The sequence below is a fragment of the Amycolatopsis sp. lyj-108 genome (assembly GCF_046549005.1).
Classification (GTDB): domain Bacteria; phylum Actinomycetota; class Actinomycetes; order Mycobacteriales; family Pseudonocardiaceae; genus Amycolatopsis.
In genome coordinates this window covers 374,752-398,046 of the sequence record NZ_JAJPWQ010000008.1, presented here as the reverse complement: position 1 = coordinate 398,046, position 23,295 = coordinate 374,752, and the positions used below count along the sequence as shown (strand labels likewise).

24 protein-coding genes and 1 riboswitch are annotated in these 23,295 nt (G+C 68.8%); of the genes, 13 read left to right on the top strand and 11 right to left on the bottom strand.

The features are described from left to right. The first annotated feature begins 235 nt into the window (after positions 1 to 235). From ectA to ACLJO0_RS28810, 5 genes are all read left to right on the top strand, one after another. Positions 236 to 727, top strand: a complete 492-nt coding sequence (gene ectA / locus ACLJO0_RS28830; RefSeq protein ID WP_125791314.1) for a diaminobutyrate acetyltransferase — start codon at positions 236 to 238, stop codon at positions 725 to 727. Between the two features lie 38 nt (positions 728 to 765). Further along, the gene (ectB, locus tag ACLJO0_RS28825; RefSeq protein ID WP_396559817.1) at positions 766 to 2,016 is read left to right on the top strand and encodes a diaminobutyrate--2-oxoglutarate transaminase; all 1,251 of its coding nucleotides are present in this window, start codon (positions 766 to 768) and stop codon (positions 2,014 to 2,016) included. 34 nt (positions 2,017 to 2,050) lie between these two features. Further along, on the top strand, positions 2,051 to 2,440 hold the full coding sequence (locus ACLJO0_RS28820) for an ectoine synthase (protein WP_007033454.1): 390 nt from the start codon (positions 2,051 to 2,053) through the stop codon (positions 2,438 to 2,440). 24 nt (positions 2,441 to 2,464) lie between these two features. After that, the gene (gene thpD / locus ACLJO0_RS28815; RefSeq protein ID WP_410581718.1) at positions 2,465 to 3,364 is read left to right on the top strand and encodes an ectoine hydroxylase; all 900 of its coding nucleotides are present in this window, start codon (positions 2,465 to 2,467) and stop codon (positions 3,362 to 3,364) included. 476 nt (positions 3,365 to 3,840) lie between these two features. Then, entirely contained in the window at positions 3,841 to 6,630 is a 2,790-nt protein-coding gene (locus tag ACLJO0_RS28810) for a BTAD domain-containing putative transcriptional regulator (protein WP_410581717.1), read from the top strand. A 238-nt stretch (positions 6,631 to 6,868) separates the two neighbouring features. Here the strand turns inward: ACLJO0_RS28810 and ACLJO0_RS28805 are convergent, their stop codons facing one another. The 6 genes from ACLJO0_RS28805 to ACLJO0_RS28780 form a co-directional block, all read right to left on the bottom strand. Further along, entirely contained in the window at positions 6,869 to 7,519 is a 651-nt protein-coding gene (locus tag ACLJO0_RS28805) for a DUF4190 domain-containing protein (RefSeq protein WP_410581716.1), read from the bottom strand. A 161-nt stretch (positions 7,520 to 7,680) separates the two neighbouring features. Continuing rightward, complete coding sequence (locus tag ACLJO0_RS28800) at positions 7,681 to 8,565, bottom strand: hypothetical protein (protein ID WP_125782202.1); 885 nt, start codon at positions 8,563 to 8,565, stop codon at positions 7,681 to 7,683. After that, positions 8,562 to 9,038, bottom strand: a complete 477-nt coding sequence (locus tag ACLJO0_RS28795) for a DUF6932 family protein (RefSeq protein WP_125782200.1) — start codon at positions 9,036 to 9,038, stop codon at positions 8,562 to 8,564. The genes ACLJO0_RS28800 and ACLJO0_RS28795 overlap by 4 nt, the downstream gene beginning before the upstream one ends. A gap of 92 nt (positions 9,039 to 9,130) precedes the next feature. Beyond that, complete coding sequence (locus ACLJO0_RS28790) at positions 9,131 to 9,565, bottom strand: hypothetical protein (RefSeq protein ID WP_410581714.1); 435 nt, start codon at positions 9,563 to 9,565, stop codon at positions 9,131 to 9,133. Between the two features lie 7 nt (positions 9,566 to 9,572). Beyond that, complete coding sequence (locus ACLJO0_RS28785; protein WP_410581712.1) at positions 9,573 to 10,289, bottom strand: cell envelope biogenesis protein OmpA; 717 nt, start codon at positions 10,287 to 10,289, stop codon at positions 9,573 to 9,575. 322 nt (positions 10,290 to 10,611) lie between these two features. Beyond that, entirely contained in the window at positions 10,612 to 11,451 is an 840-nt protein-coding gene (locus ACLJO0_RS28780) for an SGNH/GDSL hydrolase family protein (protein WP_410581711.1), read from the bottom strand. Positions 11,452 to 11,724: 273 nt separating this feature from the next. Between ACLJO0_RS28780 and ACLJO0_RS28775 the strand changes: the two genes are divergently transcribed. After that, on the top strand, positions 11,725 to 12,408 hold the full coding sequence (locus ACLJO0_RS28775) for a DUF3159 domain-containing protein (protein WP_125791321.1): 684 nt from the start codon (positions 11,725 to 11,727) through the stop codon (positions 12,406 to 12,408). Positions 12,409 to 12,516: 108 nt separating this feature from the next. Here ACLJO0_RS28775 and ACLJO0_RS28770 read toward each other — a convergent pair whose 3' ends face one another. Next, complete coding sequence (locus tag ACLJO0_RS28770) at positions 12,517 to 13,467, bottom strand: N-acetylglucosamine kinase (protein ID WP_410581709.1); 951 nt, start codon at positions 13,465 to 13,467, stop codon at positions 12,517 to 12,519. After that, complete coding sequence (locus tag ACLJO0_RS28765) at positions 13,464 to 14,507, bottom strand: SIS domain-containing protein (protein ID WP_410581708.1); 1,044 nt, start codon at positions 14,505 to 14,507, stop codon at positions 13,464 to 13,466. The genes ACLJO0_RS28770 and ACLJO0_RS28765 overlap by 4 nt, the downstream gene beginning before the upstream one ends. Positions 14,508 to 14,647: 140 nt before the next feature. Between ACLJO0_RS28765 and ACLJO0_RS28760 the strand changes: the two genes are divergently transcribed. Next, positions 14,648 to 15,403 (top strand): GntR family transcriptional regulator, encoded by a 756-nt coding sequence (locus ACLJO0_RS28760; RefSeq protein WP_005160527.1) that lies wholly within the window; start codon positions 14,648 to 14,650, stop codon positions 15,401 to 15,403. A gap of 255 nt (positions 15,404 to 15,658) precedes the next feature. After that, positions 15,659 to 17,164 (top strand): MFS transporter, encoded by a 1,506-nt coding sequence (locus ACLJO0_RS28755; RefSeq protein ID WP_410581706.1) that lies wholly within the window; start codon positions 15,659 to 15,661, stop codon positions 17,162 to 17,164. Positions 17,165 to 17,247: 83 nt separating this feature from the next. Here ACLJO0_RS28755 and ACLJO0_RS28750 read toward each other — a convergent pair whose 3' ends face one another. Beyond that, entirely contained in the window at positions 17,248 to 18,186 is a 939-nt protein-coding gene (locus tag ACLJO0_RS28750; protein ID WP_410581705.1) for a threonine/serine dehydratase, read from the bottom strand. A gap of 150 nt (positions 18,187 to 18,336) precedes the next feature. On the opposite strand from ACLJO0_RS28750, the gene ACLJO0_RS28745 reads away from it, so the two are divergent. Continuing rightward, positions 18,337 to 19,059 carry a hypothetical protein gene (locus ACLJO0_RS28745; RefSeq protein WP_410581703.1) on the top strand — a complete coding sequence of 241 codons (723 nt, stop codon included), beginning with the start codon at positions 18,337 to 18,339 and terminating at the stop codon, positions 19,057 to 19,059. A 72-nt stretch (positions 19,060 to 19,131) separates the two neighbouring features. On the opposite strand, the gene thiE is transcribed toward ACLJO0_RS28745, so the two are convergent. After that, a complete protein-coding gene (thiE, locus tag ACLJO0_RS28740) occupies positions 19,132 to 19,797 on the bottom strand; it encodes a thiamine phosphate synthase (protein WP_410581702.1) in 666 nt (221 codons plus the stop codon). 30 nt (positions 19,798 to 19,827) lie between these two features. After that, positions 19,828 to 19,935: riboswitch (TPP riboswitch) on the top strand. On the opposite strand from thiE, the gene thiO reads away from it, so the two are divergent. The 4 genes from thiO to ACLJO0_RS28720 all read left to right on the top strand — a co-directional run bounded on the left by thiO (position 19,929) and on the right by ACLJO0_RS28720 (position 22,504). Then, a complete protein-coding gene (gene thiO / locus ACLJO0_RS28735) occupies positions 19,929 to 21,002 on the top strand; it encodes a glycine oxidase ThiO (RefSeq protein ID WP_410581701.1) in 1,074 nt (357 codons plus the stop codon). (Overlaps the previous riboswitch by 7 nt.) Continuing rightward, positions 21,002 to 21,202, top strand: coding sequence for a sulfur carrier protein ThiS (gene thiS, locus ACLJO0_RS28730; RefSeq protein ID WP_005160548.1), 201 nt, complete (start codon positions 21,002 to 21,004; stop codon positions 21,200 to 21,202). The genes thiO and thiS overlap by 1 nt, the downstream gene beginning before the upstream one ends. Before the next feature lies 1 nt (position 21,203). After that, on the top strand, positions 21,204 to 21,962 hold the full coding sequence (locus ACLJO0_RS28725) for a thiazole synthase (protein ID WP_410581700.1): 759 nt from the start codon (positions 21,204 to 21,206) through the stop codon (positions 21,960 to 21,962). 107 nt (positions 21,963 to 22,069) lie between these two features. Then, positions 22,070 to 22,504 carry a MarR family winged helix-turn-helix transcriptional regulator gene (locus ACLJO0_RS28720; RefSeq protein WP_125782174.1) on the top strand — a complete coding sequence of 145 codons (435 nt, stop codon included), beginning with the start codon at positions 22,070 to 22,072 and terminating at the stop codon, positions 22,502 to 22,504. Here ACLJO0_RS28720 and ACLJO0_RS28715 read toward each other — a convergent pair. Then, the gene (locus tag ACLJO0_RS28715) at positions 22,482 to 23,288 is read right to left on the bottom strand and encodes an ion transporter (protein WP_410581699.1); all 807 of its coding nucleotides are present in this window, start codon (positions 23,286 to 23,288) and stop codon (positions 22,482 to 22,484) included. The genes ACLJO0_RS28720 and ACLJO0_RS28715 overlap by 23 nt on opposite strands. Positions 23,289 to 23,295 lie beyond the last annotated feature (7 nt).

The window sequence follows — 23,295 nt, the reverse complement described above, 5'->3', positions numbered from 1 at the left end:
CCCTCTTCTTGCGGCAACAGGGGCCCGAATCGCGCCCTGACCCTGCGACGAAGTGGTAACGGTTGGTATCGTCACATGCAGTGAGACCGCACCGCGGCGGCCTTACCCACAAGTGCTGCGCTTCAAACGTTACCGTTACCTTTGTCACGTGTGTTTCAGGGTTGTTGCAGGTAGCCGCGTTGCCGCCGCCGCGCTGATCTGACCGCGCCCGAATCCTCCGGTACGTTTCTTGGACATGTCCGGAAAGCACTTGATCGAAAATCCGACCAAGGCGGACGGTGCCGCGCTCTGGAGAATCGCCCGCGATTCGAAGAAGCTCGATCTCAACACGCCTTACGCCTATTTGCTGTGGTGCCACGATTTCGCCGACACCTCGGTCGTCGCGAAAGTCGACGGCACCCCGGTCGGCTTCGTGATCGGGTATCGGAAGCAGGACACCGGGTTCGTCTGGCAGGTCGCGGTCGACGCGTCCCAGCGAGGAAAAGGCCTGGCCGGAGCCCTGCTCGACGAGCTGTTCAGCCGCCTGACCGCCCAGGGCGTGCGCTACCTCGAAACGACGATCACCCCGGACAACGAGGCTTCGATCCGGTTGTTCGCCTCGTTCGCCAAGCGGTGGGATGCCACCGTGGAACGCCAGGATCTGTTCTCCGCGACGGATTTCCCGGCCGAGGAAGGAACGCACGAGCAGGAGGACCTGTACCGAATCGGTCCGCTCGGCAGTAACTAGAACGTAAATCCGGGGATCTCAGGGAGAAAGAAAACGTGATGAGTATTTTCGAGGAACTCGAATCCGAAGTACGCAGTTACAGCCGCGGCTGGCCCGTGGTGTTCGACAGGGCGCAGGGGAGCTACCTGTACGACGAGGACGGCAAGGCCTATCTCGACTTCTTCGCCGGCGCCGGCGCGCTCAACTACGGGCACAACAACCCCGCGCTGAAGCGGGCGCTGATCGACTACATCGCCCGTGACGGCGTGACGCACGCGCTCGACATGTTCACCGTGGCCAAGCGGGACTTCCTCCAGACGTTCAAGGAGAAGATCCTCCAGCCGCGCGAGCTCGACTACAAGGTCGTCTTCCCCGGCCCCGGTGGCGCGAACGCGGTCGAGGCCGCACTGAAGCTCGCCCGCAAGGTGACCGGCAAGGAATCGGTCATCAACTTCACCAACGCCTTCCACGGAATGACGCTGGGCGCCCTCTCGGTGACCGGCAACTCGATGAAGCGCGGCGGCGCGGGTGTCCCGCTGGTGCACGCCACCCCGATGCCGTACGACAACTACTTCGACGGCTCCATCCCGGACTTCCTCTACTTCGAGAAGCTGCTCGAAGACTCGGGCAGCGGCCTGAACGAGCCCGCCGCCGTCATCGTCGAAGGCGTGCAGGGCGAGGGCGGCATCAACGCCGCGCGCGTCGAGTGGCTCAAGGCGCTGGACGACCTGTGCAAGAAGCACGGCATCCTGCTGATCCTCGACGACGTCCAGATGGGCTGCGGCCGCACCGGCCCCTTCTTCAGCTTCGAGGACGCGGGCATCAAACCCGACATCGTCTGCCTGTCGAAGTCCATCGGCGGCTACGGCATCCCGATGGCGCTGACACTGATCCGCCCGGACCTCGACGTCTGGGAGCCGGGTGAGCACAACGGCACCTTCCGCGGCATCAGCCCGGCGTTCGTCACCGCGACCGAGGCGCTGCGCGTCTACTGGAGCGACGACGAGCTGGAGAAGTCGACCAAGGCCAAGGGCGAGCGCATCGGCGCCGCCTTCCAGGGCATCGTCGAGGCGTACCCGGACGCGAACCTGTACGCGAAGGGCCGCGGCCTCGCCCGGGGCATCGAGTTCGCCAACGGCGACCTCGCGGGCAAGGTCTGCGCCGCCGCGTTCGAGCGCGGGCTGCTGATGGAGACCTCCGGCCCCGACGGTGAGGTCATGAAGGTGCTCCCGCCGCTCACGCTGACCGACGAAGAGCTCACGAAGGGCCTTTCGATCATCGACGAGGCCGTCGCCACTGTCCTGAACTGACCGCCCTCAACCAGGAACGAGAAGGAGTTTTCCGTTGCTTGTCAGAACACTCGACGAGGTCACCGACACCGACGCCGACATCAAGACCCCGAACTGGCGCAGCAAGCGCATCGTGCTGGCCAAGGAGGGCGTCGGCTTCTCGGTGCACGAGACCACGCTGTACGCCGGGACGGTCAACGACTTCTGGTACGCGAACCACATCGAAGCGGTGTTCATCACCTCCGGTGAAGGCGAGCTGGAGAACACCGCGACCGGCGAGGTCTTCCAGCTGAAGCCGGGCACGTTGTACCTGCTCAACGACCACGACAAGCACCAGGTCCGGCCCAAGACCGAGATCAAGTGCGTCTGCGTGTTCAACCCGCCCATCACCGGCCGCGAGGTCCACGACGAAAACGGCGTGTACCCGCTCGTCACCGAACCCTAGAAATCGCTCGAGGAGGCGACTGCATTGACGCTGACCGACACCCGAGTCGACGACAGTTACCCGACCCGCATCACGGGTAAGCCCGAACATCTGCCCAGGACGCACCCCACCGTCTGGGGCGGCGAGGCCGACGGTCCCCTGGACGCGGCCACTCTCGCCAACCACGAAACGCGTGGTTACACCGTCGTCGACCAGTTGCTGTCGCCTGGCGAGGTCCAGACGTACTGGCAGGAACTCGTCCGGATGTCCTCCGGCGACCACAGCGGCGACGAGCGCGTCATCACCGAGGCCAAGACCGGTGAGGTCCGCTCCATCTTCGACGTCCACGAGACCAGCGAGCTGATCGCGGAACTCGTCCGCGACCCGCGCGTCCTCGACCGGGCCCGGCAGATCCTCGGCTCCGAGGTCTACATCCACCAGAGCCGCGTGAACTACATGCCCGGCTTCAAGGGCACCGGGTTCTACTGGCACTCGGACTTCGAGACCTGGCACGCCGAAGACGGCATGCCCGCGCCGCGCGCGGTCAGCTGCTCCATCGCGCTCACCGACAACTACCCGTTCAACGGCGGGCTGATGGTGATGCCGGGTTCGCAGCGGACCTTCGTGCAGTGCGCCGGGGAAACCCCGGAGGACAACTACAAGAGTTCGCTGAAAGAGCAGCGGGTCGGTGTCCCTCGCGAAGAGGACATCACCAAACTCGCCGCCGAATACGGGATCGACCAATTTACCGGACAGGCCGGTTCGGCGCTCTGGTTCGATTCGAACGTGATGCACGGTTCGTCGAACAACATCACGCCGTACCCGCGTTCGAACATCTTCGTCGTGTTCAACAGCGTCGAAAACGCGCTGCGGGAGCCGTTCGCCGCGATCGAACCGCGTCCGGCGTTCATCGCCGGCCGCGACTCGACTCCCCTGTCGCGCTGACGAAACCGCAGGTCGCGAAGGCCATGACGGGGCGCCTGTAGCCGTCGGTGTGCGCCCTGTTACGTTGTCGCCACGTGAGCGGGCCAGTGGGTTTGCTCACGTAGGTGTTGTCGACGACCGAACGGGTTCTTCGCTCGGGGTGAGCCCACCCGGACGGACGTGGACGCCGATGTCCGGTGTGGGTCGCGCCCCCAGGCGGCCCAAATCGGACATCCCCCGGCTCCGTGCCATCAGATCGGGACTGATGGCACGGAGCCTTTTCATTTCCGGGGCCACGCGGCCGTCCCGCGGAATCGGAGTCCACAGTGGACGAATAATGCCCGCTTAGGTGCCTTTGTCCGGATCGGCCGGGTCGCTCCCTGCCCTGAAAGTGGGGAAGGAGGCCTTCACGGCCTGGAGCGTCCTGGTTGGCGGCGTCTTCGCGCGGTAGGTTGGCTACTCCGGTAAGGGGAGAGATCGGAGGAGGGGGGCTTGTCATGGCCGAAAGCGGTTCCCCTGCCCGCTTCCAGCTCCTCGGTCCCGTACGGCTCCTCGACGGCGATCGCCCGGTCCCCGTCGGCGGTCCCGGCGTCCGCGGTCTGCTCGCGTTGCTGGCGCTGAAGGTCAACAAGGTGGTCGGGCTCGACGAGATCATCGACGCGCTCTGGGGCCACGATCCGCCCGCCACGGCCCGCACGATCGTCCACGGCAACGTCTCGCATCTGCGGCGCGTGCTCCGCGACATCCAGGGCGACCATCCGCGCGGTGCCCGGATCCTCACCGCCCCGCCCGGTTACCAGCTCACCGTCGAACCCGGCCGGATCGACGTCCACCGTGCCCGGTCGCTGCTGGAGCGCGCTTCGGCCGAAGACCCGGAGAAGGCGTCCGAACTGCTCGCCGAGGCCCTCGCGTTGTGGCAGGGGCCGACGCTGGCCGGGGTTCCGGGTTCGGTCCGCGCCCCCGAACTGGAGGATCTGCGGCTCGCCGTCCACGGCGCCAGGGTCGACGCGGATCTCGAACTCGGCAGGCACGCGGAGCTGATCGTCGAGCTCAGCCCGCTGGTGCGCGCGAACCCGCTCGCCGAACGCACGGCCGGTCAGCTGATGCGCGCGCTCTACCACGCCGGGCGCCGCGGCGACGCGCTCGAGCTCTACCGCACGGTGTCGCGGGCGACCTTGCGCACGCTCGGCGTCGAACCCGGCGCGGATCTGCGCTGGCTGCACGAACGGGTCCTCAACGACGACCTGCCGGTCAAGGTCGTCGCGGAACCGAAGGCCGAGTCGGCGCCCGTCCAGCAGCTGCCGCCCGCCGTGCCGAACCTCGCCGGGCGCGAGGCCGATCTGGCGTGGCTCGACGAGCTCGCCGAGCGGGCCGAAGCGGGTGAGACGGCGGTCGGCGTGGTCACCGGGACCGCCGGGATCGGCAAGAGCAGCCTGGTGGTGTGGTGGGCGCATCGCGCCGCCCGGCGCTTCCCCGACGGCATCCTCTTCGCCTCGCTGCGGGGTTTCGATCCGCATCATCCGCCGCTGGAACCCGCCGATCTGCTCATCCAGTTCCTGCTCGGGCTGGGTGTCCCCGCCGAGGGGGTGCCCGAGCAGGTCCACGAACGCATCGCGCTCTACCGGTCGATGATCGCCGGCCGCCGGATGCTGGTGATCCTCGACAACGCCCGCACCGCCGAGCAGGTCCGGCCGCTGCTGCCGCCCGGTTCGCGGTCGATGACGCTGGTGACCAGCCGTTCCCGCCTCGACGGGCTCGCCGTGTCCAACGCCGCCAAGCTGCGGGTGCTCGGCACGCTCGCGCCCGGTGACGCCGTCCGGCTGATCGAGGAGCTCGCCGGTCCCGCCGGATTCGACCTCAACCACGCGCTCGCCCGGCTCTGCGGCTATCTCCCGCTCGCGCTGCGGATCGCGGGCGCCCGGCTCGCCGCCAGCGCGCAGTGGTCCGCGCAGGATCTGGTCGACGAACTCGGCAACGAACGCACCAGGCTGGCCGCGCTCGACGTCGAGGGCCCGGACGACGGGGTCCGCGCGGCGTTCGACGTTTCGTTCCGGGGGCTGCCGCCCGAGGTCGCGAACACCTTTCTGCGGCTCGGCGTCGTCCAGTGCGTTTCGGCCGGTTCGCATCTGACGGCCGCGATCGGCGGGATCACCGTCGCCGAGGCGCGACGGCATCTGCGGGTGCTCGCCGCGCACAACCTGCTCGCCGAAACCGGCCGCGACTCCTTCGTCCCGCACGACCTCGTCCGCCTGTTCCTGCGCGAACTGGCGGAGAACGAACTCGACGAGGCCGACCGGGAAGACGTCCTGACGCGATCGGTGCGGTTCTATCAGGCCGTCGCCGACCGGGCCCGGCGCAAGATGCTGAGGATCGTCGACCCGCTCGACTTCACCGGCGCGCTGAGCGACGCGCAGACCCCGCCGATCACCTCCTTCACCGACGCGCAGGACTGGTTCACCGCGGAATGGGAGAACCTCCTGGAGGTTCTCGAAGCCGCCCGTGCCGGCGGCCGTCACGACGACGTCTGGCGGCTGGCCAGGGTCGCGCACACCTATCGCGCGGTGTACCCGCTGCTGGACGAATGGCGGCGGCTGATCGAGATCGGGCTGGAGGCCGCCGAGCGGTCCCGTGACGTCCTCGGCCAGTGCTGGATGCTGATCTCCCGCTGCGCCATCGCGCTCACTTTCGAACTGCCGCAAGGATGTCTCGCCGACGCCGAACGCGCGCTGGAACTCGCGACCGCGATCGGCGACAACCGGCTGACGGTCTCCGCGAACATCCACCTCGGCTCCGCGCTGACCTTGCTGGGACGGTACGACGAGGCGATCAGGACGTTGCGGCAGGCGGTCGAGGAGACCGATCGGACCGGCGATCTCGAACTGCGCGGGCAGGCGCTCAACAACTGCGCCGAGGCGGAAAAACGAGCGGGGCGATTCATCGAGGCGATCGGGCATCAGGTCGCCTCGCTGGATATCGACCGGACTCTCGGCGACGAAAGCTACGTCGTCGTCTCGCTGAACAACCTCGCCGAATTGAGCATGCGGATCGGCGAACTCGCCGCCGCCGAACGGTACGTCTGGGAGGCCGTGGACCTGACGATCAGCAGGCGGTTCGTCCTCCAGGAAGGCGTGCTGCGGCTGACACTGGGCCGGGTGCTGCGGGCCGGGTCGGATGTGGACGGTGCACGCGAGCAATTCGCGCTCGCGCTGAAAATCCTCTCGGACGCCAATCCGAAACTCGCCGGACTCGTCCGTGCGGAACTCACGGACCTCGGCGAAAGTCCGTGAGTGATCCTTAGCGGATTCTTAGTGGCCTCGCCGCTCGCGCGCGTAGGGTCCCGTTCAGCGTCGATCGAGCCCTAGGGGAGGGGCACGCGATAGAGATCGGCGCTCGGACGGGCACCTTCTCGCGGCCCGTCTGAAGAGTCGCCAGGAGCGGCTCGTGGCGGTCCGGCCGGTGGAGGTGGGGGCGATACCGGCCGGCCGCCAGGCGAACCCTCGCAATCAGGTGCCGAATTGCGGCGAGTCAGCCGGTGCCGGCGGTGCACAGGGCGATGGTCTGGCCCTTGTTCTCCGCGACCTTCTGGCCGTTGACCAGTATCGAGCAGGCGATCTGGTTGCTGACCGACGAGTTCCGGGTGTCCGCGGTGACGGTGAGCATGTATTCACCCGAGTTGAACGACGCCGTGCCGCGCCATTCGTCGGTGCTCGCGGGGGTCGTCTCGGTACGCTGGTCGTTGAGCGAGCCGAAGCGGACGGTCGCGCCACCCGAAGCGCTGACGACGAACTCGACGGTGTTCTTGTCCCCGGCGACGGCCGGGATGTGCAGTCCCGACTCGCCGGTAGCGAAGAAACTGGTGTAGACCAGTAACCCGCCCGCGGCCACCAAACCGGCGATGGAAAGCGCGAGTCCCGCGATCCCCATTCCCTTCTTGTCGGCTTCACCCTTCTTGATTTTGGTCAAACCGATCACGGAAAGAGTCAACCCGATTACGGCGAGCGGCCATGCGGCGATCCCCGCGACCGGGACGAAGGCGACTCCGAGCGCCGCGAGCCCGATCAGGAAACCCGCGATGACCAGGCCGTTCTTGGGTTTCCGGTGCCTTGTTCCGTGCGCGGCGAACCCGGCGCCATAGCGGGTGGCCGGCGGGTGCGGGAGTGGTGGATCGGTCGGCATACATGCCCTTTCGGAGGCTTCCGTCCGAAGACGTTAACCCATCGTTCGGGGTAATGGCCGAAATTGTTACCTGCCGGAAAAAGTCATCATTCAACGATGATCAAGCGAATACCGACATTTTCTGACGAGAATTGTGGCATCGCCGAATGTCGGAAACCCGATCACTGATCGAACAGGCTGACTTCCGGGGTGATCTCCAGCAGTTCGTGCACCGGACGGCCGCGGCGGCCGTCGATGGTCGTGGTGCGTACGACACGCAGCCGCGCGGTCACCGGCCGGTCCAGGTTCTCCTTGATCTCGTCGAGCAGATCCGGCGCGACCGCGCCCTGGATCGTGCCGCCCGATTCGCGTTCGAGATAGAAGATCCGGCGCCGGGTGCGGACCCCGTCCAGCCTGCCGCTGACCGTCTCGTAGCCGACGGCCTCCCGCGACTCGCGCAGGCTCCCGGACAGGATCCTCGCCTGCTCGGTGGTCATGCTGCGGGTCAGCTCGTCGCCGGCGGTCGGGGTCAGCGCCATGCCGATCCCGGCGTGTTTGCTGACCGCGTTGACGATGTCGCTGACCGCGTTGCGGACGGTGTCACGTTGCAGCAGCACCGCGTCCAGCGCGCCGTCGTCGGAGCCGTTGGCGGGCAGGAAGTCGCACAGTTCCTTGACCGCGCGTTCGGACAGCGACTCGAGCCCGTCGTGGATGAGCGCGTCGTCGAGCGCCGGTTCCGGGAAACCGAAGAAGATCGCGTTGCCCGCCTGGCCGCGCTGGATCAGCGGGGCCTTTTCCCGGTCCGCGGGCTGGACGAAGGTCACCTCGCCCGACGGATTGCGGATGATGTGCCCGATCTTCGCCGTCGCGTCCTGCAACGCGCGGCTGATGTCGGAGAAGGTGTACGCGTCCAGATGCGACTCGCCGAGCACGGACACGCGAAGCAGTGGCGAACGCGACGTCCGCTCGAACTTCGCGTACGCGGCCATCGCCGACGCGCGGGCGAGGTCGTCGAGCCAGGTGCCGCCGGGGATCTCGTCGGCGATACGCCGGAATTCGTTCCTCACCAGATCACTTCCGGAATTCCCCTGCCACCCGATGCCCACACTTCCTCCCAGATCTCCTCGTCGCCGGGGCGGCAGAGGAAGCCGTCGAGCATCCCGCCGACGGGCTGGACCTGGTCGAGATACATGGCGGGCTGGCCGACGATGACCCCGCGCAAGGTCAGCAGCCCGTACAGCGCCGAGCGGCCCGCGTCGTCGAGCCGTTTGAGCGCGCCCCATTCGTCCGGGATCAGCACCACGTCGAGCCCGATCGGCGCGTGCGGGGTCCTGGCGGTCAGATCGCCGCCGATCCACGCGCGGCCGGTTGGCATGATCCGCCGGGCGACACCCAGGTAACTGTTCAGCGCGCTGAACAGGATCTCGCGGTCGTTCTGATGCGGCGCGTCGAACACCAGCCGCTCGTAGACATCGGCCAGATCGGCGGGATGGCGGCCCGGAGGCAGCAGGTTGTGCGGCGTCCAATAGGGGAGCGCCAAATCGGAGCCTCCTTCGTGTGCCGGAGCTCTCGATCGAAGAAACGTATCCGGCGTCACGCTCACAGTGCGTAGCCGAATTTACCAGGCGGGTGTCAGCCGCCCTGCCCCGGCCGGTGCTCGGGCGCGCGTCCGGCGGGCGGCCAGTCCTCGTCGCTCGGCCAGACCGGTTCTGGTTCGTGCCCGCTCTCGCCGTTCTTGGCGGCCGGTTCCGGCTGCTCCGGGTGGTAGCCGTGCACCAGCTCCGGGGTCAGCTGCCCCTCACGGTGGCCTTCCGCCTCCTGGTCGAACGGCTCGTCGTCTTCGTGGATCCGTGCGGGCGGGATGAACTGCGTCCGTTCGGTGGACAGCAGTTCGGGCACGGGTTCGGGTTCCGGTTCGGGCGCGACGGCGCGTACCGGCTCGTGCGCCACCGGTTCGGTGGCCGGACGCTCACGTCGTTCGCCGCGCATCAGCAGCCAGGTGACACCACAGCCGAGGGCGAAGGCGATGAGCAGCCAAAGCCAGATCTGCCCGAAAAGCCAGAGCATTCAGCCATCACCTCTGTTCTGCCGTGATGTCGACGCGGCGGCCCTCGCCGCTCGCGCCGTCGGAGTTCCTGCGCTGGGTGGAGTACGCCTGGTCGCGTTTGACCCCGTTGCGCTCCAGCAATCGCTCCACCGTCAGCGCCCGGTTCAGCGCGAGCCGCCGGTCCGAACCGGTCGCCACCTGCCCGGTGATCCGGAACCGCAGATCGGCGGGGGCGTCCGTGAGCAGCTTCGCGATCTCCATCGCGCCGCGCTCGCCGTCCGCGGTGAGTTCGGTGGTGTCCGGTTCGAACGTGATCGGCGTGGCCGTCAGCAGGCGGTCGAGCTCGGCCTGGAACCCGGCCTTGTCCGTCGGCTTGGCCGAAGTCGGCGTCGGGCTCGGCGATGGGCTCGGCGGCGGCTGGCTCGACGGTTCGCCGCTGGTCGTCACCGGACCGGCGGGCGGGGCGGTGTCACCGGAGATCTCGACCGTCCGGACCCCGTCGATCCGCTGGATGGCGTCCATCGCCTGCGCGGCCTTGTCCGGCGGGAAGCCGGCGAGGTTCGCGTCGCGGCCGGAGAAGCTCACCTGGCCGCCGGAGACGCCGACGTCGGCCAGCGCGTCCTTCGCGCGCGCCGTCAGCTCGGCCTCGATGTCGTCCGAGGCCGACCAGACGGTGATCGCCGTCAAAGCGAGCGTGACCAGCAGCGCTGTAGGCAGCAAGCGGCTCCAGCGTGTACCGGGCATGAAGGGACTGTAAGCCGCGTCCGGCCGGTTAGCGAACCGGCTTTCGTCACGTTCGGCCCAGTGTTCCGCCACCGTCAGGGCTGCTCCGCGAGAGGCGGCCGCACGTCTCTGGCCTGCGACGTCGGGCGAGTCCGGGAAGGGCGGCAGACCGCGCGCCGGCGTCGGCTCGGGTGCACCGGACGGTCAGTACATGACCCTTCTGGGTGACACCGAACGAAGGCACGTGGTGGATCGGGTGGGTCGCCAGCCCAAGTACATGAAGGACCCCTTTCACCGCGCTAGGCGCAAGGAAGGGGTCCTTCATGTACTTGGGGAACGCGCTTCAGCTCGCGTGGTGGTGGATCTCCCGCAGCTGCTCCGCCGGAATCGCGACGCCCGTCGCGTCGATCTGCTCCAGCGGGAGCAGCGGCGCGAGCTGGGGGCGCTTCGGGGACAGGCCGTCGCCCATGGACTCTCCCCTGAGCTGACGCCGGATCCACGGCAGCAGGTGCGCCTTCGTCCACTCGAGGTCGGAGCGGCGCGAAGTGATCCAGGTGCTCGGCTCCTCGGACGCCGGCCACGGCTCACGCCAGTCGTCGGCGGCCGGGACGCCGAGGACCTCGGCCGCGCGTAGCGCGATCCGCCGGTGGGCCTCGGGGGTGAAGTGCAGCCGGTCGTCGCTCCAGGCGCGGCGGTCGTGCAGCGGGGCCATCGCCCACATGTCGACCATCTTGGCGCCGTGCCGGTCGGCGATCGCCCACAGATGCGCGTTGTAGATGCCGACCTTCCCCCGGAGGACGTGCATCACGGACAGGTATTTGGTGTCCGGCCCGTTGAAGATGAGCACCGGGATCCCGGCCTCGCGCAGCTTGGCGACCCCCGCCTCAAGCCGCGCGGCGACGGCGTCCACGTCCGCGCCGGGCACGATGATGTCGTTGCCGCCCGCGCACAGGGTGACCAGGTCGGGCTTCACCGCAAGCGCGATCGGCAGCTGCTCTTCGAGGATCTCGTCGAGCATCTTCCCCCGGAGGGCCAGGTTCGCGTACTGGAAATCGGGCCTGCCTTCGGCGAGGATCTCTGCGAGCCTGTCCGCCCAGCCCCTGAAGCTGCCGTCGGGCAGGTCATCGTTGAGTCCTTCGGTGAAGCTGTCACCGATCGCCACGTAGCTGTCGAATCCGTACACGTTGGGTCCCCTTCCGTCCGTGTGCCCCCGGTTGGTACTTGTACACCACAACTAACAGCTGAGAGCGCCCCTGCAATCCCACCTGAGCGAAACCCGTGATTCAGGCCGTTGACACAGTCTCTTATTTTGTCGGACGTCCATGCATCCCCATTACCGGGATGTACACGTCTGCGCAGCGCAGATTCCCCTCAAGTGGGCGTAAACCGGACAGTGTATGTGGCGAACGTCTCCCCGCCTGGGTATTCGGGGTCATGGATCCGGCAGGCTGTAAGGGTGACCTCACGACCCCCGCGCGAGTCGCTCGCCCAGATCCTCGGCGGGCGGCGTGGCGCCATCGACGCGAGCATCCCGCCCGCGGCCTTCGTTGTCGGCTGGCTGATCGCGGGCCAGTCGATCGCCTGGGGCGCCGGGGTGGCCATCGGGGTGGCGGTGCTGCTCGGGGTCTACCGGGTGGTGCGCGGCGACAAGGCCCGCGCGGTCGTGGTGAGCCTCGCCGCGGTGATCGCCGCCGCGCTGATCGCCCTGCACACCGGCCGCGCCGAAGACTTCTTCCTCATCCAGCTGCTGTCCAATGTGGCCAGCGCGCTGCTGTGGGCGGCCAGCATCGTGGTGCGGTGGCCGTTGCTCGGTGTCGTGGTCGGGCTCGTCATCGGGCAGAAGACCCGCTGGCGCCGCGACCCCGCGTTGCTGCGCGCGTACTCGCGGGCGAGCTGGGTGTGGGTTTTCCTGCAGTACACGCTGCGGGTCGCGGTGTACGGCTCGCTGTGGTGGAGCGGGCAGGTGGTCCCGCTCGGCATCGCGCGGACGGTGCTGTCCTGGCCGCTGGTCGCGGTGACGGTCGCCGTGAGCGGCTGGGTGCTGTATCGCACGCTGCCCCCGGAACATCCCGGTCTGCGGGTGGTGGAAGAGAACGGGGATTCCTCGGATTCCGAGCCGGATGGGCTACCCAGGACATAAGGCGGCCCCCGGCGAGGGGGGAGGGTCCGGGGGCCGGGTCCTACGGTACCCGGAGTTCGGCCCCGGAGTCGATGGTTTGGTCTTTTCGGGCTTGTTTTGGGTGTTTTTTCAGGATGGCGCCGGTCTCGGGGCGTCTTCCCCATACGCCTCGACGGCGGCGAGCCAAGCGGCACCGAGTACCCCGTCAGTGCTGGTCAGTGCCTCGATCCCGGTCAGTTCGGCGCGCACTTTTCGCCCGACCGGCCCCTCCGGCGACAACACACTGCCCACCAGGACGATCGGTGTGGTTTCCCCGGGATCCCGCGCGGCCATGACGTTCGTCACCAGAAGAGCGGCCGCCCGGGTGGTGATCTCATCCGCCGCGGGGTCGCCTTCGCGGTCGGCCTCGCTCACGAACGGGGCGAACCTGGCGAGCCGGATCGGCGCCTCGGAGTTGGCGCTCGTGACGAGCGCGTGCCGCAGCGGCGACCGGTCGCTCGCGGGGTCCACTGCGGACGGTCCGAGCGCTTCGGTGAGAACGGAGCGCGCGAGCGGGCCGAGTTCGCCGCCGCGGCTCAGAACATCCAAAGTGGAGCGAACGGCTTCCCTGCCGAGCCAGTACGCGGAACCTTCGTCACCCAGCAACCAGCCGTAGCCGCCGGCGGTCGAGACCATCCGCCTGCCGCGGACCCGGCCGGCGATCGACCCGGTGCCCGCCACGAGAACCGAACCGTCCGGCGCGGAAGTGGCCGACGCGTAGGCGACTTCGGGGTCGGGGACCGTCCGCACCGGACTGATCCCCAGGTCCTTCCAAGCGGCTTCGAAGATCTCCGCGACCGCCGGATCGCTCAGCTTGCTGACCCCCGCCATGCCGACGACGCACGCCTTGGTCGCCGCCGGGTCCAGCCCGCCCAGCGCGCCGGCGATCGCGCTCGCGATCCGCGCGGCGGCTTCCGACGGCGGATGGGAGTTGGGATTCGCCCCGCCCGCGCGCCCGGTCCCGAGGACGGCGCCGGAGGCGTCGACCGCGATCGCTCGCGTCGACGTGCCTCCGGCGTCCACACCGACGACGTGGGTCACCGGGTCTTGGTCACCTTGAGCAGCCCGCGCGGGCTGTCCGGGTCACCGCCGCGCGCCAGCGAGAGGCCGAGCGCGATCCGCTGGATCGGCAGGATCTCCAGGATCGGGGCGACCTCTTCGGCGGACGGCGCGACACCGATCCGCAGCGCGGCGGGGACGTCGGCCGAAGCGGAGCCGACCGCGAGCACGTCCGCGCCGCGTTTGCCGACGGCTTCGAGGACCTCCTGCATCGCGCCGACGCCGTGGCCCTGGCTCGTCACGGCCAGCACGGCGGTCTCGCCGTCGACGGCGGCGACCGGACCGTGCAACAGGTCCGCGCCGCTGTACGCGCGCGCCGCGAGGTAGCTGGTTTCGGCCAGCTTCAACGAACCTTCCAACGCCGTGGCGTAGGAGTAGCCGCGGCCCGTGGTGAGCACCCGGTCGACGAAGCGGTAGCGGTCCACCGCGCGCTGCACGCCTTCTTCGGAGCCTTCGAGGGTCTGCTCCGCGAGCTCGCCCAGCTTCTTCGCGTCCTCTCCCTTGCCGCCGCGGACCGCGTCGATCAGAAGGTAAAGCGAAAGCAAGGTGGCCGAGTACGTCTTCGTGGCGGCGACGGCCTTTTCCAGCCCCGCGCCGATGTCGACACCGAGTTCGGCGGCGGCGCGCAGCGGCGAGGACAGGGTGTTGGTGACCGAGACGGTCAGCGCTCCCTGGCGACGCGCGGTTTCGGTGACCTCGATGAGATCCGGGGAACCGCCGCTTTGGCTTACTGTGATGAAGAGAACGTCCCGCAGATCGGGACGGGCGCCGTACAAAGTCGCGGTGGAGGGCGAGACGAGACCGCAGGGGAGACCGAGGAGTACTTCGATCAGGTACTTCGCATACAGGGCGGCGTGGTCGCTGGAGCCGCGGGCGGCGAGCAGTGCGAACCTGGGCGGACGCTTGGAGATGGCTTCGGCCACCTCGGCGATTTCGGCCTGTCGCTCCACGATTCCTGCCAGAATGGCGGGTTGCTGGGAGATCTCCGCGGCCATGTGCTCGCCGGGGCGCTGTTCGGTCATCTCGTTCCCTTCGACCGGGACGTACTTCGTCCCCCGAGTAGGTCTAGACCAATGCTAGCCCGAATGGACGTTTGTGGAGAAGGGTACGTTTCCTAGCGGGGACGGTGCGCGTTCGAGTGGGAAGGCTTAGGGAGTCGGTCATGTTGGAGACAACCACCGCGAGTGAGGCGGGCGCTACGGCAGGGATGCGCGGACAACGCGAACCCAAGTACTGGGCGCTGAAACAGCATCTGCTCGATCTGCTCGACGCGTTGCCCCCGGGTTCGCCGATTCCGACGGAACGGGCGCTCGCGGGAGAATTCACCGTATCGCGCACCACGGTCCGGCAGGCCCTCGCCGACCTGACCGCCGAAGGCAGGCTCCACCGCGTACAGGGCAAGGGCACCTTCGCCGCCGAGCCGAAGCTCGCGCAGCGCCTCCAGCTGTCGTCCTACACAGAGGACATGCGCAAGCAAGGCCTCAAGCCGTCGTCGAAGCTCCTCGAAATCGACGAACTACCGGTCGAGGCCGACCTCGCGAAACTCCTCGGAATCCGCGTCGGCGCGAAGATCCTTCGCCTTCGCCGTCTCCGGCTGGCCGATTCGCAGCCCATGGCGCTCGAGACCACGCATCTCCCACTCGGCCGCTTCCGCGGTTTGCGCAAACACGTTTCCGCAGGTGGCTCGCTGTACGCGGTGCTGAGGGAGCACTACGGCGTCGAGCTCGAAAGGGCCGAGGAAACCATCGAGACCGCCCTCGCCGGACCGCATGAGGCGGAGATGCTCGGCGCCGACGTCGGAATGCCGATGTTGCTCCTTTCGAGGCATTCCTTCGCCACCGATGGAAAACCGGTCGAGTTCGCCAGGGCGATCTACCGGGGTGACCGTTACAAGTTCGTCACCACGCTCTTGCCTTGAGGCGCGCTGACTGCTCTTTGAGCGCGCGCTGACGCAAACGTTTCGCAGGGCGCGGGCGCCCTACAAAACGTTTCCGTGGCCTTCGGCCAAAAGAGGGCACGCGCCGTGCGGACTCCCCGTTCGCGCTGGCGCGCTCCCGAGGAGTCGGTCCGCCGGTCCCTGGGTTTCGGTTCCTTTCTCTGACGTGTCAGATAGTTTGCTGCTTCGGTGGCTTGGGGTTGCTGGTCGTGATTCAGTCGTCTTATGAGTGATGGGGTGGCGACGGGGATTCGGTGGGGGACGCCGGTGGCGCGCGGCGTACTCGCCACGACCATCGTCGGCTCGGGCATGGCGATGCTCGACGGGACGATCATCAACGTCGCCCTGCCGAGGATCGGCGAAGAACTCAACGCCTCCGTCGCCGGTCTCCAATGGATCCTCGACGGCTACCTGCTCGCCCTCGCCGCGCTGATCCTCGTCGCCGGATCACTCGGCGACCGCTACGGCCGACGCCGCATGTTCATCGTCGGCGTCGTCTGGTTCGGCATCGCCTCCGGGCTGTGCGCCGCCGCGACGACGACCGAGATGCTCGTCGCCACCCGGATCCTCCAGGGCATCGGGGGAGCTTTGCTCACGCCCGGCTCGCTCGCGATCCTCCAAGCGTCCTTCGCCCACGAAGACCGGGCCCGCGCGATCGGCGCCTGGTCCGGGCTCGGCGGCATCGCGGCCGCGATCGGCCCGCTGCTCGGCGGCGTGCTCGTCCAGGTGTGGTCGTGGCGGCTGGCGTTCCTGATCAACCTGCCGCTGGCCGCCGTCTGCGTCCTGCTCGCCCGGCGCTACGTGCCTGAGTCCCGCGACGAGGAGGCGACCGGGCATCCCGACTTCCTCGCCGCCGCCGTCGGCGCGATCGGGCTGGCCGGGCTGACCGGCGCGCTCGTCGAGGCGCCCGGACGCGGTATCGGTGACGTCGTCGTCCTGGTGTCCATCGTGCTCGGCGTCGCCGGGCTGGTGTCGTTCCTGGTGATCCAGCACCGCTCGGCCGATCCGCTGGTGCCGCCGAAGCTGTTCCGCGACCGGACGTTCAGCCTCGCCAACGCGCTGACCTTCGTCGTCTACGCGGCACTCGGCGGCGTGATGATGCTGATGGTCATGCAGTTACAGGTGTCGCTGGGCTACACGCCGACCGCGGCCGGCCTCGCCGGACTGCCGATCACCGTCATCATGCTGCTGTTCTCCGGCCGGTCCGGCGCGCTCGCGCAGAAGATCGGGCCGCGTACACAACTGGTCGTCGGCCCGATCCTGGTCGGCGTCGGCATGCTCCTGCTGATGCGCGTCGGGCCGGGATCCTCGTACCTCGGTTCGGTGCTGCCCGCGGTCGTCGTGTTCGGCGCCGGGCTGGCGACGGTCGTCGCGCCGGTGACCGCGACGGTGCTGGCCGCCGCGCCGGACCGGTACGCCGGCGTCGCCTCCGGGGTCAACAACGCCATCGCCCGGTCCGGTGGCCTGCTCGCGATCGCCGTGCTGCCCGCCGTCGCCGGACTGTCCGGCGCCGCCTACACCGATCCGGTGGCGCTGACCGCGGGCTGGCGGACGGCGTTGCTCGTCTGCGCGGCGCTGGCGATCGGCGGCGGCCTGATCGCGCTCGGCATCCACAACGGTGTCCTCGACACGCCTTCCGCACCCGACGCCACCGACACCGACGAGTCGCCGCATCCCGGCGAATGTCTCCACTGCGGGGTCGACTCGCCGCCGACGCACGTCCGCCCCGCCGGACACACGTGATTGAAGGCGTAACTCACGAGTTACGGCCCCGATCACGCGAGTTACGGCTCTAATCACGCGAGTTACGGCGCGGGACACGCGAGTTACGCCAGCAGGGTGGCCAGGGTCGCCGGGTCCAGGTTGCCGCCCGAAACGACCGAAACGACTTTGCCGGGCGGTAGCGCGTCGCGGTGCGAGAGGAACGCCGCGGTCGCGGTGGCGCCGCTCGGCTCGGCGATCAGCCGCGCGCGGTGCGCCAGCGTCCGGACGGCCTCCCCGATCTCCGCCTCGGAAACGGTGATGACGTCGTCGAGCACCGCCTGGAGGTGGGCGAAGGTCAGGTCCGAAGGCTGGGCGCGCAGGCCGTCGGCGCTGGTCCGGGCCCGCAGGTCCATCGGCCACTCGATCCGCCTGCCCGCGCGGAAGCCCTCGGCGGTGTCGGCCGCCAGCTCCGGCTCGACGCCGATGACCTTCGCGCCGGGAAGCAGTTCCTTGATCGCCGTGCCGACGCCCGAGGCCAGCCCGCCGCCGCTGAGCGGGACGAGCACGACGCCGGCGTCCGGCAGGTCTTCGGCGATCTCCAGGCCGACGGTGCCCTGTCCGGCGATGACGTCGCGGTGGTCGAACGGCGGGATCATGGTGAGCCGCCGTTCTTCGGCGACGGCGAGCGCGGAGGACTCCTGAGCGTCGATCGGGACCTCGATCACTTCGGCGCCGAGCGCCTTGGTGGCTTCGATCTTGGCGCGCGGCGCGACATCCGGAATGAGGATCACCGCGTGGATTCCGAATCGCTTCGCCGAGTAGGCGACCGCTTGCGCGTGGTTGCCACTGGAGAACGCGACGACGCCGCGGGCGCGCTGATCTTCGTTCAACGCGGCGATCGCATTGTACGCCCCGCGCACCTTGAAAGCGCCGATCGGCTGAAGGCTTTCCGGTTTGAGCCACAGCGGCGCCCACGTTTGTTCCAGTAACGGTGTGCGCACCGCGACGCCTTTGACACGGCTCGCCGCGTCGCGGATTTCCTCGATCGATACCAGGTCCATACGGCCGATTATGTCAAGGAGTTGTGAGCCGTGGACAGTCCTTTTTGGACAGATGGCGTGGCGCTCCTCACGTGCGGACAACGAGGGGAGCATCCCGTGCGCCTTACTCGTTAGGACTGGGTGAGGATCGACTAGCTGCAGAACGGGATCATGACCAAGGAGACTTCCGAGAAGGACACCGAGAAAACCGAAAAGACGGAAAAGCAGGGCCGGATCGTCCAGGTGACCGCGGCCGCGATGGCCGCGATCACCGCGGCACTGCTGGGTTCCACGCTCGGCGTCGCCGGAACGGTGGCGGGTGCCGGGCTGGCGAGTGTGATCACCACGCTCGGCGGCGAGCTGTACCTGCGTTCGCTTCAGCGGACGAAGGACGCGGCGCTGAAGGCGCGTGTGGTGCTGACCGTGCCGGGACGGCGCCGGGTGCTCGACCCCGGCGAGCAGGAAACCGTCCGGTTGAAGCCGTCCGAGGACGAAGAGGAACCGTCGGGGCGGAAGTTCAAGCCGCGCTGGGCGGTGATCGCCGGGGTCAGCGTGGCGGCGTTCGCGGTGGCGCTCGTCGCCATCACCGGCTTCGAGGGGGCGACCGGCAAGACCTTCGGCGGCGGCACCGGGACGACCATAGGGAAGATCATCGGCGGCGGGCAGGCGCAGAAACGCCAGGACAAGCACGACACCCCGCCGGCGACCTCGCCTTCGGAAACGCCGGGCAAGCAGCCTGAGACGACACCGCCGACCACGCCGACGCCGTCCACGACACCGACGGCTCCGACGACCACTCAGGCGCCGCCGACGACGCCGTCCACGGCGCCTTCGACCTCGCAGGCGCCCCCGACGACGCCCTCGGCCCCCGCTTCGAACACCCCCGCGCCCTGATCCCTCCCGCAATTCGGCACCTGGTTGCGGTAGTTCGCATCCCCGACTACCGCAACCTGGTGCCGAATTGCGTCAGGAGAGGGCGGAGCGAAGCGTGCGGGCGGCCGCTTTCGGGTCTTCGGCCTCGGTGATCGCCCGGACGACGACGATCCGCGACGCGCCGGCGTCCAGCACCTCGGGCAGCCGGTCGGCGTCGATCCCGCCGATCGCGAACCACGGTCGCGACGTCCCCAGGCGCGCGGTGGAGCGCACCAGGTCGAGCCCCGGGGCGGACCGGCCGGGCTTCGTCGGGGTCGGCCAGCAAGGGCCGGTGCAGAAGTAGTCCACGCCGGGTTCCTCGGCCGCGGCCTCGGCCTGTTCGGCCGAATGGGTGGACCGGCCGATCACCACGTCGTCGCCGAGGACCCGGCGGGCGAGCGACACCGGGATGTCGTCCTGGCCGAGGTGCAGCACGTGCGCGCCGACGGCGAGCGCGACGTCCGCGCGGTCGTTCACCGCCAGCAGCTTGTCGTGCTTCTCGCACGCCTCCGCCAGCACTTCCAGCGCGGCGATCTCGTGTTTCGCCTCGATCGGGGCGCCGCCGGTCTTGTCCCTCAGCTGGATGATGTCGACGCCGCCCGCCAACGCCGCGTCGGCGAATTCGGCGAGATCGCCGCGGCCGGACCGGGCGTCGGTGCAGAGGTACAGGCGGGCGTCCGCGAGCCGGGCGCGGATCAGCGAACCAGACAGGGTGGGCATGGCGGGGACGGTACCCGCGCGCTACGGTGGGGTGGTCCGCACGGGAGCCCGAGGACGGGCTGAGAGGGAGCCGAGACCGCTCCGACCGTGGAACCTGATCCGGGTCATGCCGGCGCAGGGAGCGTGCGTTCATGAGAGAACTTTCGGTTGTCGGCGGCGGGGTCATCGGCCTCTCGGTCGCTTGGCGCGCGTCCGCGCGCGGCCATCGCGTCACCGTGTACGACCCCGAGCCGGGGCGCGGCGCGTCGTGGCTCGCGGGCGGGATGCTCGCGCCGGTCACGGAGGCCTGGCCCGGCGAAGAGGACGTCCTCACACTCGGTGAAGCGTCGCTTCGGCGCTGGCCGGATTTCGCCCGTGACCTGGCCGAAGAGGGCATCGACCCGGGCCTTTCGCCGCACGGCACGCTCGTCGTCGCGCTGGACAGCGCCGACGCGGGCAACCTCGAGATGCTCGCCGCGTACCTCACCGAACTCGGCCGCGAGGCCGAGCAGCTGACCGGCCGCGAGGCCCGCCGCGCCGAACCCGGTCTCGCCGGGTCCGTCCGAAGTGGACTGCTGGTGCCCGGCGATCTGGCCGTGGACAACAGAAGGCTGCTTCACGCTCTCACACATGCCTGCGGCAGGCACGGCGTCGAGTTCCGCCACGAAACGGTCACGGATCTCGAAGCCCTCAACGGCGACGTCGTCCTCGCCGCGGGCGCCTGGACCGGACGCCTGCACCCCGCGCTCGCCGGCGCCGTCCGCCCGCTGAAGGGCGAGATCCTCCGCCTGCGGCCGCGGCGGGGCTGCCTGCCGCCACCGAAGAGGACCGTCCGCGCGATGGTCGAGGGCCGCCCGATCTACCTCGTCCCGCGTGACGACGGCCAGCTCGTCCTCGGCGCGACCCAGTACGAGGCGGGTTTCGACGAGACCGTCACCGTCCGGGGTGTTCGTGAGCTGCTCGAAGGCGCGGAGCGCGTCTTCCCCGGCATCACCGAGTACGAACTCGTCGAGACCGCCGCCGGGCTTCGCGCGGCGAGCGTCGACACGATGCCTTTCATCGGTGAGCTGGGCGAAGGCGTCTTCGCCGCGACAGGTCACCATCGCAACGGTCTCCTGATGGCCCCGGTCACCGCGGACGCCGCGGTCGCCTGGCTGGACGGCGTGCCGTTGCCGGACGAGGTCGCGGCGGCAACGCCGTCACGGCGAAGCGAGGAGCGGGTGTGATGGAGATCCAGGTCAACGGCCAGTGGCGCGAATTCCCCGACGGGACCACCGTCGAAGGCGTACTGGAGGCACTGGGCACGGCGACGAAAGGTGTCGCGGTCGCGGTGGACGGCGTCGTCGTCCGGCGCGGCGAATGGCCGGAAGCGGTGGTGCGCAAGGGCGCCAGCGTCGACATCCTCACCGCTGTGCAAGGAGGCTGACATGAATGGTGACGCCCTCGTCATCGGCGAGCACAAGCTCTCGTCGCGGTTGATCATCGGCACCGGCGGCACGTCGAACCTCGCCGTCCTGGAACGCGCGCTGGTGGCGTCCGGGACGGAACTGACCACCGTCGCGATGCGGAAAGCCGACGCCGAAGGCGGCTCCGGCGTCCTAGAACTGCTTCGGCGGCTCGGCATCCGGCTGTTGCCCAACACCGCCGGGTGCCGGACGGCCGCCGAAGCGGTCCTCACCGCCCAGCTCGCCCGCGAAGCACTCGAAACCGACCTCATCAAGCTGGAGGTCCACGCCGACGACCGCACGCTGCTGCCCGACCCGTTCGAGACCGTCGAAGCGGCCGAACAGCTCTCCGCGGAGGGCTTCACCGTGCTGGCGTACACCAACGACGATCCGGTTCTGGCGCTGCGGCTGGAGGAGGCGGGCTGCGCGGCCGTGATGCCACTCGGCGCGCCCATCGGCACCGGTCTCGGCATCCGGAACCCGCACAACATCGAGCTGATCGTGGCGCGCGCGGGAGTCCCGGTGATCCTCGACGCCGGTATCGGCACGGCTTCCGACGCGACGCTGGCGATGGAGCTCGGCTGCGACGCCGTCCTGCTTTCCACCGCCGTGACCAGGGCCGCGGACCCGGAACGGATGGCGTCGGCGATGCGGGCCGCGGTCACCGCCGGACGGCTCGCCGCCGGTGCGGGACGGATTCCCCAGCGGTTCTGGGCGCACGCTTCGAGCCCGCCTCGATAACCCTTTTGTACGGTTCACGGCCTTGACAGCGAGTGCGCTCCGGATGCCCGTATGGTTGACGGCACTTTCCGGAGGCGCCCGCCGCCGTGTACCCAGAGGAGCCAGTGGTGACCACGTCAGCGGTCCAGGACGTTTCGGGCAGGTTGTTCCTGGCGGTCGGCCGGTTGTCCCGGTCTCTTCGCCAGGCGGGCGTGCCAGGACCCGGCCACGGCGCGATCTCGGCGCTCGCCACGCTCGTGAACTACGGCCAGCTCCGCCTGGGTGATCTCGCGGCGAAGGAGGGCGTCGCCGCGGCCACCATGTCGAGGATCGTCGCTTCGCTGGTCGAAGCGGGCTACGTCAGCCGTGAATCGGACCCGATCGACAGGCGCGCCTGGCTCGCGGAGGCCACCGAAGAAGGCGAGAGGCTGGTTTCCGGTGTCCGGTCGACTCGGGTGAACGAGCTGGGCAAACGCCTCGAACGGCTGACCCCGGAGCATCAGGCGGCCTTGGCAGCGGCCCTTCCGGCGCTCGAAGCGCTCATCGCGGACGAAGAGCGCTGAGCTCCGCGACTTCGGCGCGAAGGGCGCGGAGCTCGTCGAGGATTTCCTTGTTCGCCACAGCCTGTGTCTCGGCCTGCTTCGCCTCTTCCTCGCGGATGTCCTGGCGAAGCTCGTCCTCCATCCCGCTGACCACGACGGCGATGAAGAGGTTCAGCACCGCGAAGCTGGACACGAGGATGTAGACCACGAAGAACACCCACGCCATGGGTGCTTCCTTCATGACCTCCTTGGCGATGTCCGGCCAGGCCTCGCCGGTCATCACCTGGAACAGCGTGAACAGCGAGGTGCCGAGATCGCCGAAGTTCTCCGGTGAGATCGCGCCGAACAGTTTCGTCGCCATCACGCCCGCGACGAAGATGATCAGCGCGAGGAGTGCGGCGATCGACGCCATGCCGGGGATCGCCGCGAGCAGGCCGGTGACGACCTTCCGCATCGACGGCACGACCGAGATCAGCCGCAGCACCCGCAGGACCCGCAACGCCCGCAGCACCGCGAACGGGCCGGTCGTGGGGATCACCGCGATACCGACGACGACCAGGTCGAAGATGTTCCACGGGTCGCGGAAGAACTTCGCGCGATAGGTGTAGAGCTTCGCGCCCAGTTCGAGGACGAAGATCCCGAGCGCGATGTAGTCGACCGTGTGCAGCAGGCTCCCGTACTCCGCGAGCATTCTCGTGGAGGTCTCCAGGCCGAGGGTGACGGCGTTGAAGACGATCACCGCGATGATGAAGTGCTGGAAGCGGCGGTCTTCGACGACCCTGGCCACCGTTTCGCGTCCGGTCACGGCGCAG

Coding starts and splice junctions, on each gene's coding strand:
- ectA (WP_125791314.1), top strand. CDS start 236: ATGTCCGGAAAGCACTTGATCGAAAATCCGACCAAGGCGGACGGTGCC.
- ectB (WP_396559817.1), top strand. CDS start 766: ATGAGTATTTTCGAGGAACTCGAATCCGAAGTACGCAGTTACAGCCGC.
- ACLJO0_RS28810 (WP_410581717.1), top strand. CDS start 3,841: ATGGCCGAAAGCGGTTCCCCTGCCCGCTTCCAGCTCCTCGGTCCCGTA.
- ACLJO0_RS28805 (WP_410581716.1), bottom strand. CDS start 7,519: ATGCCGACCGATCCACCACTCCCGCACCCGCCGGCCACCCGCTATGGC.
- ACLJO0_RS28790 (WP_410581714.1), bottom strand. CDS start 9,565: ATGCTCTGGCTTTTCGGGCAGATCTGGCTTTGGCTGCTCATCGCCTTC.
- ACLJO0_RS28785 (WP_410581712.1), bottom strand. CDS start 10,289: ATGCCCGGTACACGCTGGAGCCGCTTGCTGCCTACAGCGCTGCTGGTC.
- ACLJO0_RS28765 (WP_410581708.1), bottom strand. CDS start 14,507: ATGACCGAACAGCGCCCCGGCGAGCACATGGCCGCGGAGATCTCCCAG.
- ACLJO0_RS28760 (WP_005160527.1), top strand. CDS start 14,648: ATGTTGGAGACAACCACCGCGAGTGAGGCGGGCGCTACGGCAGGGATG.
- ACLJO0_RS28750 (WP_410581705.1), bottom strand. CDS start 18,186: ATGGACCTGGTATCGATCGAGGAAATCCGCGACGCGGCGAGCCGTGTC.
- ACLJO0_RS28745 (WP_410581703.1), top strand. CDS start 18,337: ATGACCAAGGAGACTTCCGAGAAGGACACCGAGAAAACCGAAAAGACG.
- thiE (WP_410581702.1), bottom strand. CDS start 19,797: ATGCCCACCCTGTCTGGTTCGCTGATCCGCGCCCGGCTCGCGGACGCC.
- thiO (WP_410581701.1), top strand. CDS start 19,929: ATGAGAGAACTTTCGGTTGTCGGCGGCGGGGTCATCGGCCTCTCGGTC.
- thiS (WP_005160548.1), top strand. CDS start 21,002: ATGGAGATCCAGGTCAACGGCCAGTGGCGCGAATTCCCCGACGGGACC.
- ACLJO0_RS28725 (WP_410581700.1), top strand. CDS start 21,204: ATGAATGGTGACGCCCTCGTCATCGGCGAGCACAAGCTCTCGTCGCGG.